The 18,410-nt window shown below is 29.8% G+C and carries 11 protein-coding genes; 1 reads left to right on the top strand and 10 read right to left on the bottom strand.

What is annotated here, in order from left to right; genetic code table 11:
- Positions 1–131: 131 nt before the first annotated feature.
- The 5 genes from ACREV6_RS07615 to ACREV6_RS07635 all read right to left on the bottom strand — a co-directional run bounded on the left by ACREV6_RS07615 (position 132) and on the right by ACREV6_RS07635 (position 12,523).
- Entirely contained in the window at positions 132–3,062 is a 2,931-nt protein-coding gene (locus ACREV6_RS07615; RefSeq protein ID WP_431577412.1) for an insulinase family protein, read from the bottom strand.
- 213 nt (positions 3,063–3,275) lie between these two features.
- Positions 3,276–8,720, bottom strand: a complete 5,445-nt coding sequence (locus tag ACREV6_RS07620; protein ID WP_431577413.1) for a diguanylate cyclase — start codon at positions 8,718–8,720, stop codon at positions 3,276–3,278.
- Between the two features lie 300 nt (positions 8,721–9,020).
- Positions 9,021–9,995, bottom strand: coding sequence for a DMT family transporter (locus ACREV6_RS07625; protein WP_431577414.1), 975 nt, complete (start codon positions 9,993–9,995; stop codon positions 9,021–9,023).
- A 112-nt stretch (positions 9,996–10,107) separates the two neighbouring features.
- Entirely contained in the window at positions 10,108–10,971 is an 864-nt protein-coding gene (locus ACREV6_RS07630) for a methionyl aminopeptidase (protein WP_431577415.1), read from the bottom strand.
- A 262-nt stretch (positions 10,972–11,233) separates the two neighbouring features.
- Complete coding sequence (locus ACREV6_RS07635; RefSeq protein WP_431577416.1) at positions 11,234–12,523, bottom strand: CapA family protein; 1,290 nt, start codon at positions 12,521–12,523, stop codon at positions 11,234–11,236.
- A gap of 372 nt (positions 12,524–12,895) precedes the next feature.
- Between ACREV6_RS07635 and ACREV6_RS07640 the strand changes: the two genes are divergently transcribed.
- Entirely contained in the window at positions 12,896–14,014 is a 1,119-nt protein-coding gene (locus ACREV6_RS07640) for an HD-GYP domain-containing protein (RefSeq protein WP_431577417.1), read from the top strand.
- A gap of 166 nt (positions 14,015–14,180) precedes the next feature.
- Here the strand turns inward: ACREV6_RS07640 and ACREV6_RS07645 are convergent, their stop codons facing one another.
- From ACREV6_RS07645 to ACREV6_RS07665, 5 genes are all read right to left on the bottom strand, one after another.
- A complete protein-coding gene (locus ACREV6_RS07645) occupies positions 14,181–14,438 on the bottom strand; it encodes a hypothetical protein (protein WP_431577418.1) in 258 nt (85 codons plus the stop codon).
- Positions 14,439–14,742: 304 nt separating this feature from the next.
- A complete protein-coding gene (locus ACREV6_RS07650) occupies positions 14,743–15,438 on the bottom strand; it encodes a response regulator transcription factor (protein WP_431577419.1) in 696 nt (231 codons plus the stop codon).
- 9 nt (positions 15,439–15,447) lie between these two features.
- Complete coding sequence (locus tag ACREV6_RS07655; protein ID WP_431577420.1) at positions 15,448–16,890, bottom strand: sensor histidine kinase; 1,443 nt, start codon at positions 16,888–16,890, stop codon at positions 15,448–15,450.
- 42 nt (positions 16,891–16,932) lie between these two features.
- Positions 16,933–17,685 (bottom strand): DUF2705 family protein, encoded by a 753-nt coding sequence (locus ACREV6_RS07660; protein ID WP_431577421.1) that lies wholly within the window; start codon positions 17,683–17,685, stop codon positions 16,933–16,935.
- A complete protein-coding gene (locus tag ACREV6_RS07665) occupies positions 17,672–18,397 on the bottom strand; it encodes an ABC transporter ATP-binding protein (protein WP_431577422.1) in 726 nt (241 codons plus the stop codon). Before ACREV6_RS07665 ends, ACREV6_RS07660 begins: the two co-directional genes overlap by 14 nt.
- Positions 18,398–18,410 lie beyond the last annotated feature (13 nt).

Genomic DNA, 18,410 nt, shown 5'->3' on the forward strand with positions numbered 1-18,410 from the left:
TATATTTTATAAAGTTCATACAAACTTATCTAATTTTTTTAAAATAAGTATGCCACTTGCCACGTGGATGGCACCAGAGTGTTAAAAAAAAGATGCCACTTGCCACGCGAGTGGCACCAGGCATCTTTACATTATTTAAATACATTTACTAAACTCGTGAATATATCTTTGTTATCTTTAAGTTTATTTTCATTTCCAAGTACACAAAAACAATTTTCTTTTATAATATCATCTAGTAATGATTTAAATGACTTAATGTCCGCAGACTTTGTACTTAAAACTTCGTCTCTTTCCATTTGTCTTTGCGCCTCAGTAATACCTCTTATATAGTATGCTGTAGCTCTTTCGCCCTTCATAGAAGGTGTTAGTGGTGAATCAAGCTCACTAATTGTTCCTATAATATATTTGGTCATTTCCCTTTCGGAGGCCTCAAAACTACCTATATAGTCACATATTCCGTCATAAGCCTTTAATGTCTCTGCAACATTAGGATCCCTATAAGATACAAATACTATGTTACCACTTCTAGCTAAGTTTGCAAACCCACCATAGGCACCGCCCTGAACACGAACTCTATTCCATAAGTAGTCCAGACTTGCTATAGTTTTAAGCACTAGCATCTTACCTGAATAAGCGTAACCTTGTTTAATGAAGTTATAACCTTTAGCTACATACTGAACATCTGATGAAGATAATAAGCCTTCATTGTTTTTATTAAGGGCAAAATCATATTTCGCATCTGGCAATTCTTCTTGTCCTAAGATGCTTATAATCTTAGGTAGCTCTGCCGCAAAAGCAGTATAAATATCCTCTTCTCCTGTAATACTTACTATAAGATTATTCTTATTAAATATAAGTTTTGATACCTTATTTAAATTTTCAATAATTTCATCTGCCTTATTATCAAAATTTCTTTCGATATCATTTATAAATTCATAAAAAGATATTCCTGTAGTTTTTTCTATATAAGCTGAAGCTGGTGAAAAGTAGGAAGTAAGTCTTCCAGCTGCTGCCATATGTCCTCTATCAAGGATTTTCATTTCCTGCCTTGATTTCAATTGTTGAATTAGCTCCTTCAAACGCTTCTTTTCATCAAATTTAGTAGTATTAATTATCTCTGCCATAATATCAAATAGTTTAGGAAGCTTTGGAACTAGTGCTTTACTCTTTACTACAAGCTTTGGACTATACTTTTCAAAATTTTCACTATCACCATACACTTCAGTTGTAAAATGAATTCCGCCTGTATGGATATTAATTTCATTAGATAAATCAGAATAGTTAGTACTCTCTGTACTTACTCTTCCTAAAAGAGTTGATAGTAATGTTACATAAGGGACTAATTCCATATCTACTTTTTTAGCATCAAATAATATATTTATATAGGCAATTTTATTAGTAAATATATTATGAGATAATACCTTTACTCCATTTTCATCCTTTTCCTTTAGGGGTAAATGTTCCACTGTAGTTTCAATATCTGAACGTTCAAGTAGTGGAATAGTTTCAAGCACTTCTTTAGTATCTGGTGTCATTTGTCTTTCTTTAAGCGCTTTTGTTCTTTGCACTATTTTATCTATCTCACTATCTGAGATACTAGCCTTATACTTAGCGAGCTTCTCTTCTACTGCCTTAGACTTTTGTTCTGCTAGACCCCTTTTGCCATTCAAAATAACCATAGAACTATGGGTATTGTTTATTAAGTACTTCTCTATAAGGTTTTCAAAATAATTAGTAGTTAATGCAGCTTTTATCTTGCTTAAATAACTTTCATATTCTAAATGCATAGTTGGGTCTTTATCATAAAGCCAACTGTCCATGCTAGTTATATAATAGAATAATCCTTTTGGAAAACCTCCTAAATCAGCTTCTCGCAATTTAAATTCCGTTATATTTATACAAGCCTCTATTAGCTTTTTGTCTATTCCATCCTTAACTAAATTCTTTAATGTTGTATACACAACTTCTTTAAATTCTTCTTTTTTAGCCTCATTGGAGTTCTTTACTACTATACTGAATACTGGTTGCAATATGCTATTATCAAAGCTTCCGAATACATCTTTGCCAAGGTCCGCTTCAACAAGTGCTCTCTTTAACGGTGCTGCAGCACTTTCTAGTAATAGATACTCTAAAATTTCAAAAGCTAAATGAAGTTCAGGCTGACTAATATTATCTCCTGATACAAAGTTCATGCTTAAGAAGCTTTTGTCCTTCTCATCATCATCTGAGGAAATAGGATACTCTATTTTAAGTTCTTTCATACTACTAAAGGGTTTCTGAAGTTGTATCGCTGAGTCTACTGTTATTTTATCAAAGTCATTTAAATATTTTTCGCTAATAAATTGTAGCTCTTTATCAATATTTCCATCTCCATATAGGAATATATAACTATTTGAAGGATGATAATATTTTTTATGAAACTCTATAAATTCCTCCTGGGTTAAGTCTGGAATAAACTCTGGATCTCCACCCGATTCTACGCCATAAGAGGTGTCTGGGAATAAGGATTCTTGAATCTTACGCATAAGGCATCCCTCAGGTGAGGAAAACGCACCCTTCATTTCATTATAAACTACACCTTTGTAGGATAGCTTATCTTCCTTGTTTTCTAATTCATAATGCCAACCCTCTTGCATTAATATTTCTGGCTTAGAATATATATTAGGATAAAAAACTGCATCTAAATAAACATCCATAAGGTTAAAAAAGTCTTTTTCATTTTTACTAGCTAGAGGGTACATTGTTTTATCTGAAAAGGTCATAGCATTTAAAAATGTATTTAAAGACCCCTTTATGAGTTCCACAAAAGGCTCCTTTGTAGGAAACTTCCTAGAGCCGCAAAGCACTGAATGCTCTAATATATGTGGAAGTCCATTGCTACTTTTAGGTGGTGTTCTAAATCCTATAGAAAACACCTTGTTATCATCATCATTTTCTAAATGCAATAGTCTAGCTCCACTTTTCTCATGTTCAAATAATCTTGCCTGTGAATTTAACTCTTCTATATTTTTCTCCTGGATTAACTTAAAGCCATGATATGTAGTACCAATTGTAAATTTCATTTTTCTCCTCCTCATACTATCTCTCGAAAATTCAAAACACTTATTGTGTGTTTTAGCTCTTGCAAACTTGCCACTTGCCACTTGCCACGTGAGTGGCACCTAACATTATTATACACCATATACTTCCATAGAGCTAACAACATAAATGCTTTTATACATCTATGTTCCCTCATTTTTATTTTGTATATACTATAATTAAAAAACAAAATATTGTTATAGTATTGGAACTATTATCTTCCCCAGTGTATTTACAAAATTAAAATCCTCAAAACCAAATTCTTTTGCCACCGTAGATTCCGTTAAGTATAATACTCCTTTTACTATGTCACCCTGAATCAACGGAATTACCATTACAGATTGCCAGTTCGGAACACCTGTAACTGTATCATACTCAGTTATTGTATCCCAATCTATCTTGCATACTCCTTGTTTACTATCAATTACAGATTTTATTATATTCTCATTATAGGTATTTATATCCATCCATTCATTTTTAAGAATTTTTCTTGAATATTTATCTATAATATTTCCATTTTTCAAAATAAATAAGATTCCCTTTTTTGCTTCTGTAATTTCAATTATTCTACCTAATAAAGTATATATTTTATCTTCTCTGCTTGTATTTATGTTTATAAGCTCAATTAATTCTATCATAGCAAGTACATTTCTATGGTCTTGTATTGCATTACCAGATATTATTCCAGCAAGTCTATCTGTTCTTTTCGCCTTTTTAGAGAACTCACGGTTCCAAATGTCATATCTATTCCGCCCCTGCTGTTTTGCCACATATAAAGCTTGATCTACTCTTTCAACTAATTCTTCTTGCCACTCACCATGAAGAGGATAGGAGGCCACACCCAAACTTACAGTAACATCTCGTCTATTGTCTAGTATTTTTTCTCCTTCTATTTTAGTCCTAAGTTTTTCAGCTATAAGCTCAGCATCACAAACACTAGTTCCTGGAAGAATAACAATAAATTCTTCACCGCCATATCTACCTACAATATCTGTTTCTCTTAAATTGCTCATCACCACATCGCAAACCCTTTTTAACACATAATCTCCTGTCCTATGTCCAAACTTATCGTTTATTGTTTTAAAATGATCTAAATCATACATAATAAGTGAAAATTCGCTCCCTGTTTGGCTTGCTACTTCAATTTGCTCACCTAAGGCTTCTTCTAGGTATTTTCTAGTAAGAGTTCCTGTCAATTTATCAATAGACGCAGTTAATCTAAATTTATATTTTTCAATTATTATACCTATAACTTTACTGAGCTCAATACATTTTTTCATGCTATCATTATTAAGATTATTTAATACTCTTTGTGATTCAATATATACATATCCAATAACATCCTTATTGCCCAGTATATTTTTCCTTCTTTCATTTTTAATAAAGCCTTTTTCATTAGTATTTTCTATAATAATAGGGATGCAAATAAAGGCTTTTAAGGTATTATGAATACTATTTGCACCCCCATTTACATTTTGTTCTAGAGTTACATCCCCTACTAAAACTGGTCTCTCTCCAGTTAAAACTTTAGATAATACCTCTTGGTTTTGTGGCAATTCATATCTTCTATCACTAGATGCGATAACTTTATAGGCATTGTCATTATCATTTATAATAATAGTTCCCCTTGTGGCTAGTGTTATATATGATAAATAATCAATTATAAGCTCTAAGTTTTTCCCATTATCCCCTTGTAGATTTTCTAATACATCACTAATGTCATGAATATCTTCATGAAGGGCAGATGAATATATTTTTTTTATGGACTTTATAAAGTTCTTGTTTTTTAAAATTTCTTTGTGATTTACTTGGTCTAATAAATATAATAGCCCTGCCTCATCGCTGATAATAAAAGGATCAGCTTCTAATACTTTCGTATCTTTATTGTTTTTATAATAATTATTAATTGCTAAAAATTTATTGAAAGGCCTCAATGCATTGTTTAGTTGAATGTAAGTTAATCTGCTCTCTAACGGTAACTTGTGAATTATATCCTTTAATATACCACAAGCCTCAAAGTAGTATATTACTGCATACAAATAATCCTTTTTATTAAAATAATAATCTCCCATTGCAGTATATACTTTCCAATATATATCAACTTCATTATATTTATTTGAATATTCTAATGCTTCATTGAAAAATTTAATGTTTTTCTTCTTTTCCATTAATCCATCGACATATAACTTTTTAACATACACTCTTTGCTCTTTTATATCAATGTCAATCTTGTTAATTTCACTAAAAATGGTAGGTATAAGCTTTCGTTTTCCATTTTCATATAAAAAAATTATAACCTCATAAAATATGTTAAGTCTACTACTTAATGAGGATATTTTACTTGCTATAGTTATAATATTTTCGATGATTTCATTAGATTTATCATCATTTTCTCTAAAATGAAATAATATATATTCATTTAAAATCTGAGACTGCCATTTAAAAATACATTCGTCATTTTCATATATATTTAGTGCCTGCTGTATATATAACTGAGCCTTTTTCAAATCACCCATTTTATAGTTTATTTGAGCCGCTAAAAAGTAGAATTCCCCTATTTCTTTTCCTTGAGTAGGATAATTTTCTAGCTCTTTATTACAAAGTTCATAATATTTATATGCATTATCGTAATTACCCAATTTCAAATAAGAACTAGCAATATAACTATAACAATAAAAAGTATGGAATTCATCTTCATATTTTTTACACATTTCTAGTGTCTCCATAAAATATTGTAAGGATGTTTCATACTGCCCTTTGGAAAAATATGTAGCACCTATATTTATTAAAGCAAGTATGACCTTTGAGCTCATATTGTTTTTTTCACATATATCCTTCATCTTTAGGAAATATTTTATGGCCTTATCATCCTCTTGATAATAATCTCCATAAATAACACCTATTCTATTTAAGGATTTTATTAACCCCTCAATATTATTATATTTATTGCAAACTTCTATATTTTTTTCAAAAATTACTAACGCTTCTTGAGCTCTACCACTTCTTAAATAAGCTAATCCCTTATGGTTATAAAATATTGTCTTAAGTTCTTCATATTCCCCTATACACTTCTCTATACAATTATTACATATAGTTTGTACACTTTCATACTCTTGCTTTATGTCATATATAGAAGCAAGTATCCCCTGACATCTAAGCATTCCTGCAAGATAATCTACTTTTGAAAGCATAGTCTGAATTTTTTCAATATAATAAACTGTACTATCTATATTATTTTTACTTAAATACACCTCTGCTACTTTAACTAAGCTATCTATTATATATTTGTAAAACTCTGTATTTTCCTTATATTTCTGTATTGATAAATAGTATTTTACAGCTAAATCAATATGTCCCTCCTGTTCGTGCAAATTTGCAAGGTCCATAATAAGCTTTATATTTTTAATTGGATCCCATGAATACTCTATAATAGATTCGGCTTTAGTTAAATTTTTTATAGCATCACTTCTATTTTTTAGGAGCTTCATTTTTTCAGCATTTTCAATGCAATAATCAATAATCTTTCCCTCTTGATTAGATTTTTCTAAGTGATAAATTAATTCATCAATATATTCCGTACCACCCTGTTTATACTGGTTTTCAAGTACTATTGAGGCTAATTTGTGCATAGCTTTTCTATCTTCCGACCTGATTTTTTCATACATAAGACTTTTAAGAAACTTATTGTAAAAATCGAATACGAAACCTCTATCCTCAATTTTTTTGCATAGTATTCCCGAGGAAATAAGCCCTTCAATAGCTTTCTCTAAACCTTTATTATCTTTATCAATAAAACTAACAATTATTTCTAAAGAAACAGCACTATTAAATATTGATATTATTTGTAAAATGTTGTAATTCAATTCTCCCATTTCTTTAACTTGATTTAATAGTACTCCATGCATATCTGTCGGTAGTATAAAATCAGAATATTCACATTCTTTAGTCCAACGCCCCTCTTCACCATCTACATAAATGTATTTTTTACTGAAAAAACTCTTTATAATTTCTTGCACAAATAATGGATTACCCTTTGTCTTTTCATATATACTAGCTGCTAATTTATAGGGTATATTAGGCATACCAAGGATATTTTGAATCATTCTTCCTACTTCTTTCTCATCTAGCTCTTTTAAAAAAATATTAGTTACATCATTGCTCTGAGCTATACTTTTATTAAATTCCGTGAATTTCTTATTTAGCACACACTCTCCGTCACAGTAGGACATTATGACCATGATATTTTTATTAGGTAGTTTTTTTCTCATAAGGTAATCCATTAATTCTATGGTAAAATCATCAGCTAAGTGGAAATTATCAATAATAATAACTATGGGTATATTATTGACACATTCTTCAATAAACCCTGTTGCGGAATGTATAAGTCTAAACTTTTCTTTATGACCGCTTAATGGTTCCGATGGTATTATACTCTTTTTACCACCTAGTTCAGGGATAAATTTTACTAGTTCCGACTCATATCTTTCTAGCACCTCTGATTCACATTCAGAAATAAATTGTTTTAATATATCTACAAAAGCCTTATTACTATTTTTAGTAGAAGCGTCCAACATAAAACTGCTATAAACGTTTACTTTATTCAAAGAAAAAATGTATTTTAGTGAATTAAGAATCCTAGTTTTACCAATGCCTGATTCTCCATGAATTAAAATAGTAGAATTATAATTATTTTTATTTTTGATAGATTCATATATATTAATAATTTTCTCAACTTCATCATCTCTACCTATCAACTTCAAATTGAAATTCAATTTTTCTATCTCTTTTTTTCTATGTGGTACGTATTTCTTACTAAAAATAATATTTATATCCATTACTAATTCTGAAATGCTTTTATATCTTTTTGTGGCATCACTATAAATCATTTTATTAATTATCTTTTTAAATTTTACATTAAAATTTTCATTTTCATTAATTTTCTCCCAAAGTTTGAACTCATCTAGATCTATAATGTCTTCATCAATAATGAAATTATGATCTTCACTTTTCATATATATAATAAAAAGTAATACCCCTAGAGAATATATATCACTAGAAATACTGTCTTTTCCACCTGCTAATATTTCTGGCGCCTTAAAATAATCAACCTTATTTTCTTCCTTCCAGAAACCCTGTGTTTCAAGTTCAATAGTGGCAAAATCTTTGAATTTAATGCAATTTTCTTCACCTTTTTCTATACTTGAAACTATAATATTCGATAAATTTATACCTCCATAAATAAAACCTTTTAAATGAAGATAATTTATACTTTGGCAGATTTCTATAAACAAATCTAATATATCTTCATTTGACATTTCATCTGCAATATCTAAAATGCTAAAGTTATTTTGCACATATTCATTTGTGTAAAAATACACTTTATCATTTAATTTTTTATTATCTAAAAGCTTAACTAGGTCAAAATCATATACTGATGTTATATTTTTGCAGTCTAGGTTAGTTAAACTAATGAACTCTTTTGTATAGAATTCTATTAATTCTTTTTTTAGATATTCTGAATTAATAATATTTAATTGTACCGTATCGTAATTTTTTATTATGTCATTAACTACATAACTGGAAACTACCCTATTTTGTTTTATACACTTAACTATTCTGTATCTATTGTTAATAATTTCCATTAAAATCACTTCCTTAAATATTAATTAAATTATAACCTGAAGTGCTACAATACTAAAATCAGCTTTGACCCTGTACCACAATACAAATATAACATATTTTTTGTATATCATCATCACTTTGCAGAAAAATTTTTCTATAATTTTCTATTTTTTATAATCTCTCTAAAATTTGTACTTTTCTATCATTATAACAAATCCTTATAGACTTTATCTTTTTTTTTTGTAAAACGTCAAATATTACTACTAAAACAACATATCCAATACTGTTGTTGCATGCATAAGAATTGAATAACCTAACTTTTAAACTTTTTTTGTTTCTGTATTGATAATTATTATGCCTACTATAACTAAAATAACCGCCATTATAACCTTAGTCCCAACCACCCTTTCGCCTAGAAACACATAGGATAAAAACACACCAAATAAAGGTATAGAAAATTTATATATAGTAACCTTTCCAACTCCATTATATTTAAGTAAAACTGTCCATATTGAAAAGGCTGCTGCGGATATAAATCCTAAGTATAAAAGCAATACTGAACCCTTAGGACTAAAATCTAATCCCCTGGCTCCTCCAGCAAATCCTGTCAATATCAAAAATATAGAACCAATAAATAGCTGATATCCTGAAATTACAAAGGTGGGTATGTCCTTTGCAATCTTTTTAGTGTATATACCAGCTAAGGCACCTACCAAACTGGAAATTATTACAAATCCATCTCCTGTTAATGTAAATCCACCTTGAATTTCCCCACCACTCATGTTTACAATAGCTACACCTATAAATCCAAGTACCACTCCTATTATTCTCCTAAAACTAAGTTTATCTTCTTCATAAAAAAAATGAGCTATAATAACGCTGAAAAATGTGGTTGTAGCTGCCAATATAGAGCCCTTTGTACCACTAGTATTTGAAAGACCTATGTAAAAAAATACATACTGTATGGAGGTTTGTACAAATCCTAAAAAGGCTACCTTAAATATATCTTCCCTTCTTACCTTTAAAGATCTTCCTGTTATTATGCAAAATGTGAATACCATAAGAGCAGATACTAAAAATCTAAAACCTGCAAAAAGTATCTTTTGATAAGTATCATTTCCTCCTATAGAAAATATCTGATAACCTACTTTTACTGATGGAAAAGCACTTCCCCATAAAAAACAACTTATAAGTGCTAAAATCATAATTATATATGATTTATTAAATATTATGCTTTCTTTATCTTTGTTAATTCTATTTTCCTTGTTTTTATCTTTATAATTATTAATTTTCAAATATATCTCTCCTTTTGATGATATTTATAAGACTAACCTTTTACCCATATTATTAATGTAACCTTAAAAACACCCCCAATAATTGGAGGTGTTTTTAATATACAATGTAGTTCTATGTTAATATCTCATATCCAGTTTCAGTAACACGTATGGTATGCTCCCACTGAGATGACAATGAACCATCTATTGTAACAGCTGTCCAATCATCTTCAAGCACATCAGCCTCAGGGCTTCCGATATTAAGCATAGGCTCAATAGTAAAGGTCATATTAGGTAGTAATATTGTGCCTTCTCCCTTTTTGCCTATATGAGGTACAAAAGGTTCTTCATGAAACTCAAGTCCAACACCATGCCCACCATAATCATATACTACAGAATATCCATGACTTTCTGCATGCTGTTGAATTGCATTTCCTATATCCCCAAGGGTATTGTAGGGTTTAACCTGCTGTATTCCAAGATCTAGACACTCTTTTGATACACGTACCAAATCTATTGCTTCTTTTGAAGCTTTACCCATAATAAACATTCTATTGGCATCGCCATAATAGCCATCTAATATGCAAGTCACATCCACATTAACTATATCACCATCTTTTAGAACTGTATCATCAGGTATGCCATGGCATATTACATCATTTATTGATGTACATACACTCTTAGGAAAACCACCATAGCCTAATGGTGCTGGATATGCATTATGCTCAACAGTATATTCATGCACCCAAGTATTTATTTCATTTGTAGTTACTCCCACTTTTATTCGCTCACCCACCATATCAAGTATTTCATGAGTTAGCTTGCAGCTCTTTCTTATACCATCTATTTGTTCCTCTGTTTTCATAATATCCCTAGGTATTTTATAACCTACTTTTTGTTCTATATTACTTATAAATATATCCTGCTCCATATGGCATCTTTTATATTTCTTACCACTGCCACACCAGCAAATATCATTTCGTGATAGTATGCTCATTATATTTCCTCCCAATTAGAATTATTCAAGCCATCAATTACAATTTAGTTTAACGGCATATGCTTATTTCTAAGTGATCTTGAATTTTCAAGATAATATGCTATATTGATAGTTTCACCCTTAATTATAGTTTATAATTGCAAGTATTCAACCTTATTCTAAAATCTTTTTTATAAATTATTCTAAGAGAAGGTATAACAGCCACCAAATATAATAACCCTAACTCTGTAATTAACTTAATAACTTATCAACAGCAAAGGATTTAATTCATAACTTCTTTCGCTCCACCCTCTATTATTTCCACACTTTCGCCCATTAGCATTCGAGTACTCTTTTCAGAATTTTCAGCTCTCCACACCTCTGCACTCTCATTAAGGTTATATTTTTCTTTACTTGCCAGTGCATCAGTTAAGGGTAAAACTTCATAAACAAATTTATTATTTTCAGTATATCTATGTACCCAAGTAGGTATATAAGATACTCCACTTATTGTAATATTATTAGATAAATTGCTCTTCTTAATTTGTATATTTACAATAATCCCATCCTCAGTATATCTATTATTAGTTCTTTCATATTGCTGATTTGAAATAAAATTTCCCATTGAGTAAACCACCAAGGACCTTTTACCTGTTTTTTCTGAAGTTATAAATTTAATAGGTTGAACAACGTGTGGATGACTTCCTAAAATAATATCTACTCCATAATCACATAATGCATTGGCAATTCGTTTCTGATGGATATTAGGCGCTCTCTCATATTCGTTCCCCCAATGAATATAGAAAATAATTGCTTCTGCTCCCTTAGTTTTCATTTCATCAATTTGTGCTTTAATTTTACGCAGGTCCTCTTCAATGTGTTCATAACTAAAGGTGTTCAATAAATCTACAATATCACTTGGGATTTTTATTGCATTTAGCGTCTTATCTTGTCCCTTTCTTGGTGTTTCAAAGCTATAGCTTATAACTCCTAATTTTATGCCTTTAACTTCTTGTATTAGGTAAGACGGCTTCTGCAGATTCTCCCTTGTGCCAAGGGCTATAAGTTTTCTCTTTTGGATTTCTTCAAGGGTTTTAAGAACTCCAGCACTTCCCTTGTCAATAGTATGATTATTAATTGTAGATAAAATGTCAAAACCACAATCCTTCATAGCATCAACTATGCTACTAGGGGAATTGAAAAGCGGAAATCCTGTATATTTCTCCTTTTTACCAGCTAAGGTGGTTTCAAAATTTGCAAGAGCAATATCTGCGGATTTTATATGTGATTTCACATATTTAAAATTATTTTCGAAATTATATTCTCCTGTGTCCTTATTAAATTGTGCTTTTAACTGATCTTCATGAATTAATATATCCCCCACGGCTATAACGCTTGCCACTTTATATTCTAGCTTCTCACTTGCTGGCAATTTTTTTTCAACCTCTTTTTTATTAACCTCAGGATCTTTATTGGCTTTATAATTATCACCCTTGATATTAATAGTTATTGCGCTGATAAGTGTCGCTACGAAGATGCATATAATTACTAGTGCTTTAATAGACTTTTTCATTTTACATCACCACTTTACATATTAATTAAATCGAAATTACATAATAATATTATACCATTTTTTATAATATATGTATTATATTTGTAATTGCATATATTTTCATTTTAAGTGTAAATACTGTATATATTTACACTTAAAATTGCAACTTATGTTGTAAAATATATTATTTATACCTTATTAATAAGTAATACTGTGATTTTAGCCCTTAATAGTGTAAAATATATTATTATGTCTTTAAATTCCATTAATTTAAATTATTATGTATGTGTGGTTTTTTTTCACTAAAAACAAGCTTTAATATTAATTTAAATATTAGAACTCATTAAAATTGTATAAATTACTTAATTGTTATATTTGGGGTGTGATGTAGTTATGAGACTTGTACCAATCGAATTTGCAAAACCAGGAAATTTCTTGGCTAAAACTATATTTGATAATGATGGAAGGATTTTATTAAGAGAAGGTGTTACTTTAACCGAAAAATTTTTGTTAAGAATTAAAGGTTTACAGATTTATTCTGTGTATATTAATGATGAATATAGCGAAACTATAATTGAAGATGTAATAAAACCTGAGTTACGCCAAACTGCTATAAAAGCTGTAAAAGACACCTTTTATAGTTTTGAAAAATACAGTTTATATTCTAATAATATAAATTTTAACGAAAAAAAATTTGCAAAAGAAAAACAATCCTATTTCGAATCTATAGGAAGTATTGCGAGAGATATAATTGACGAAATTATAAGCAAGAAAAATGTAATGATTAATCTGGTAGATATTAAAAGTATGGATAATTATACCTACCAACATAGTGTAAATGTAGCTGTAATTTCTCTAGTATTAGGTGTTCAGTTGCAACTAAACCAAGATGAACTTTATACTTTATGTATGGGCGCACTGATACATGACATAGGTAAAGTTCTTGTTCCAAAAGAAATAGTTCTAAAACCTGGCCCCTTAACTGATGATGAGTTTAAAATTATAAAGGAGCATACTACTAAAGGCTATGATTATTTAAAAGGTTCTTTGGATATATCTGCTCCCGCCAGAATTGTAGCTCTTCAACATCATGAAAAAATAAATGGACACGGATATCCAGATAATATAAAAGATAAATCTATAAATAGATTCGCTAGAATCGTTGCTATTGCAGATGTGTATGATGCACTTACTTCGGACAGGCCTTATAGAAAAGCTATGTGCCCTAATGATGCTGTAGAATATATTTTCTCCCATGGTGACACCCAATTTGATTATGAAATGGTTAAAGCATTTTCTAAGGCAGTTGTTCCTTACCCCCCTGGAACCCTAGTAAAACTTAACACTGGTGATATCGGGGTAGTCACAGATGTATTTCCTAACTTTGCTTTAAGACCTCAAGTTAAAATCGTGAAAAGTGGAATCACCGCTAATTCAAAAGAAATTGGGACAACTATTTCATTAGTAGAACATTTAGATATAGTAATTGAAGATATCGAATTTGCCATTTAATGTTTTACACTCAGGTTTCTTAAACGTAATAAAGGGTATTCTGAAATATCAGAATACCCTTTATTATTAAAAATCATTAATTAACGTAGTCAGTTAGAACTTAGACTATTTAACTAACTTATAGTTTGCTATAAGCCACTATACCTTTGAGCTATTGGGAGTCTTACTATACACTTCTTTTAAGATACTCATATTTATTAGAACCTGCATTGGCTACTAAATTATTATTAGCTATTTCTGTAGCTTCTTCAATATTCTTTGCCTTAAACATTATAGTTCCACCATTTCTATTATACATTCCCCCACAAATTAAATACTTAGAAGAATGATTAACCTTGTTTGTACTCGCAGTATAAGTTATTGCTAAACTGTCATTACCCTGCTTTGAATAATTAATCTTAACCCATAAATCCTTTGTTTCCATATTGTTTTACCTCCAGTTAAATCATCTACTAAAGTGGTCAATAAAATGCAGTCCAGCTGTAAATCTAAGCCGCTATAAAATACAATAACTATATATTAAAAAATACTTTACAGGTATTTTTATTTTTATTACTATATTCACATTATAGCGAACATTTGTTCTCATGTCAATAGATTTCATAAATTTTTGATATCTTTTCTAATTATATATGCTTGTCCTATAATAAATATTACTCCTAATAAGTATTAGGAGTAATATTTAATGGAACCTCAATAATTAAAAAGGTACAAGTTTAGAATATTTTTTATACCCTAAGCCTGTACCCAGTGCCCCAAACAGTTTCAATATATTGAGGAGTAGACGTAGATACCTCAATTTTCTCTCTGACTCTGCCAATATGTACTGTAACAGTTGCAGTATCTCCTATAGCATCAAACCCCCAAATTTTTTCAAATAATTCATCTTTGCTAAATACTCTATTGGGATTTTCAGCTAGATATAGCAATAGGTCAAATTCTTTTTGAGCTAAATTTATTTCAGCTCCATTCATAAATACCTGTCTACAATCTTTTTTTATTTCTAGCCCTCTTATTATGAGAGTATTGTTTTTGACGTTGCCATTAAATTTATTCTTTATTCTTTCATAATTTCGAATATGTGACTTAACTCTGGCAACTAATTCACTGGGATTGAAGGGCTTTGTAATATAGTCATCTGCACCAAGACTTAAACCTTTTATTTTATCAATGTCTTCCTTTTTTGCAGAAACCATTAAAACTGGAATATCCTTATCCTCTTGCAAACTACGAAGGATAGTATATCCATCCATTTTAGGAAGCATAACATCAAGAATTAACAAATCAAATTGATTTGTTTTTAAGGCATTTAATCCATCTACCCCATTATTACATATTTTAACCTCAAAACCCTCAAGCTCTAAATAGTCCTTTTCAAGTTCAGCAATGCACACATCGTCTTCAACTATTAAAATTTTTTTCATAATACTCCTCTATCCCTCTAGTATTTTACCGAATGATATTAAAATGCTTGTACCATGATTTTCATGACTTACAGCCCATATTGTGCCCTTGTGTCCCTCTACAATTTGTTTTGCAATTGCAAGTCCAAGGCCGCTTCCTGTTGCTTCGCTTCTTGCGCAGTCCGCTCTGTAAAACCTATCAAAGATTTTATTTACATCCTTCTCATCAATACCGCAACCGTTATCCCTTATTTCAATAATAATGCTAGAATTAGTTTCTCTAAGCAGTATGGTAATTTCACCTTGCTCTTTATCCATATATTTACGAGCATTATCAATAATATTTAGTATAACCCTCATTAATCTTTCTCTATCTATTTTAACGTATTTTGATCCTTTTAAATCGTTTTTTAAGCAGATTTTTATATTAGATTTTTCAAGTTCTATAGAACTTTCATTAATGCAGTAATTAAAATAATCTATAATATCAGTTTTTTCAAAATTAAAGGGAAGTTGACTAAGATCCAATTTGGAATATAAAAGCAAATCATTGATCATAACATCCATTTGTTCTGTTTTTGAATAAACAGTTCTTAAGTATCGTTCTTCCTTTTCAGGAGTATTAGCCACACCATCTAAAATACCCTTAACATAACCTTTTATTGAGGTTATAGGTGTTTTAAGATCATGAGATATACTAGAAACTAACATTGTCCTGTTATCATCATACTTTTTTTTCAAACTAACAGCATCCTTAAGTTGTACTCTCATCTTTTCAAAATCAGCGCATAACTCCACAATTTCTTCATCGCCACCTTCTATGATTTCTAAACTTAAATCACCCTTACTAATATCTCTCACAGCTGTTTTCAAAAGTGACAAGGGCTTTATTATTCTTTTTGAGAACACATAGGACATAAATATATTAACCCCTATAAAAGTCATAATGAATACCACAATGATAAATACAATAAATTTTTCAAGAATACTTGAATACTCAAAAGTTGGTGCCAATAATATAGCATTGCCTAAAGATTCATCTTTAAACCTAAGTGGTGCTACTTCCACCATATAATCTTTAGTATCAATTACAACTATTTTCTTTTGAGATTTACTTTCAGCTTCTAATAAGCATTTTTCTATATCTATTTTATTTACATCCTTGGATGTGAAAATAACATTATTGTTTTTAAGTATTATAAGGTCTCCATCTATATTTGATAGCTTATGATACAAATACTTCTGAAACTTTAGATCTTCTATATCATCAGGATTTTGTTTCCATATGGTACTTTTAGTATCAGCTAACTCCGTTTTTAAAAATATAAATTTTTTAAAATTATCATAACTTACATCCTTATTAAAAATTGTTGAAGAAGCAAAAATAAATAGCATTGCCGCTATAATTGTAATGACAAAAGGAATTAATATAGTTATAGTATTGGAGATAATTAACCGTTTTTTTATATTCATTTTTCACCTCAAAGACCTTCTAAATTCGCTTAATCTGGACTTTTAAAATTCTTTTTTATCAAATAAATAATATCCTGCTGTAAAAAATATTATACCATAACTTAGCATCATCATAAATTGAAGAAAAATTTTAAGAGCAGGTATAGTTTGCATATTATATAGCGTATACCATTCCATCATAGTGGTAATAAACATACCCGAATATCTGTAAAATATAATTCCTAATCCTTTAAAGGTAACAAAAACAAAAATAGATAGGAAAAATACACCTATTCCACTTCTAATTATATTGGTGAAAAAAGCGATAATTATTGATAAAATAACCATAGGCATTAATGTTACAATGTATGAGAGTAAAATTTTAAAAACACTTCCTAATGCCAAGGAATTCGAATTAAAAAGACAACCAGCTAGTATTGAAAAAATCATCAAGAATAAAAGATTGCCAAGTATAAATAACATAATTGCAGTTAACTTTGATACATAAAATTTAAATCTTGAAATAGGCCTTGTAAGTGCAATTTTCATAGTATTTTGTGAAAACTCCCCAGAAAAACTTTCTATTGTAACAAGAGCCGTAAATAGTGGCAGAATTGTATTAACTGCTAAAGAAAGAACAAGCATAGGAAATTCCATGCTAGAAACCCCACGCACCCCAAACCCACTTCTTAATACCACCATAGATAATTGTCCTATTATTATAAAAATAAGTGATATAACCATAGCAACTAAAATTTTTTTTCTCTTATATAGCTTTTCAACTTCATTTGTTAAAGCAGCTTTAAATTCTACCATTTCTTTCCACCTCACTGACAAAATAATTTTCAAGGGTTGCATAGTTGTTTAATATATTTTTCATAGTATCTACATTAAGCATTCGTCCATCATACAATACCCCAATATTGGTACAAGTAAGTTCAACATCATGGATAAGATGGCTTGATATGAAAAACGTAGCATTTTCTTTTTCTACTAAGCTTTTTATTATATTTCTCATAGCGATCATTCCTTCAACATCAAGTCCATTTAAGGGTTCATCTAAAATAATTACTTCAGGCCTTGATAAAATTGCAGCGGAGATTCCTAATCTTTGTTTCATTCCAAGAGAAAACTTTCTTGGTCTCTCATTTTTATATTTAAAAAGTCCCGTAAGTTCTAAAACTTCATTTATTCTATCATCATCGACATTTTTATAATATCTTGAAATTTGTTTTAAATTTTCATAGGCTGTTAGATAAAGATAGGATTCTGCAGTTTCTATAATACAACCTACTTTTCCCATAGCCTTTTGATATTCTTCAGAGATACTATGTCCTAAAATTTTAACATCTCCACTATCTGGTTTTATAAGGCCCGTCATGACTTTCATAGCAGTAGTCTTCCCAGCGCCATTAGGTCCTAAAAACCCAAATATATCGCCCTTATGTATATCAAGATTAATATCTGTTATACCTCTTCCATTTTTATATATCTTGGAAAGGTTTTTAATTTCAATTACTTTTTCCATTGTGTACCCCCCA

This window comes from Clostridium sp. (assembly GCF_050717515.1).
In the GTDB taxonomy this organism is placed as follows: Bacteria; Bacillota; Clostridia; order Clostridiales; family Clostridiaceae; genus Clostridium_AD.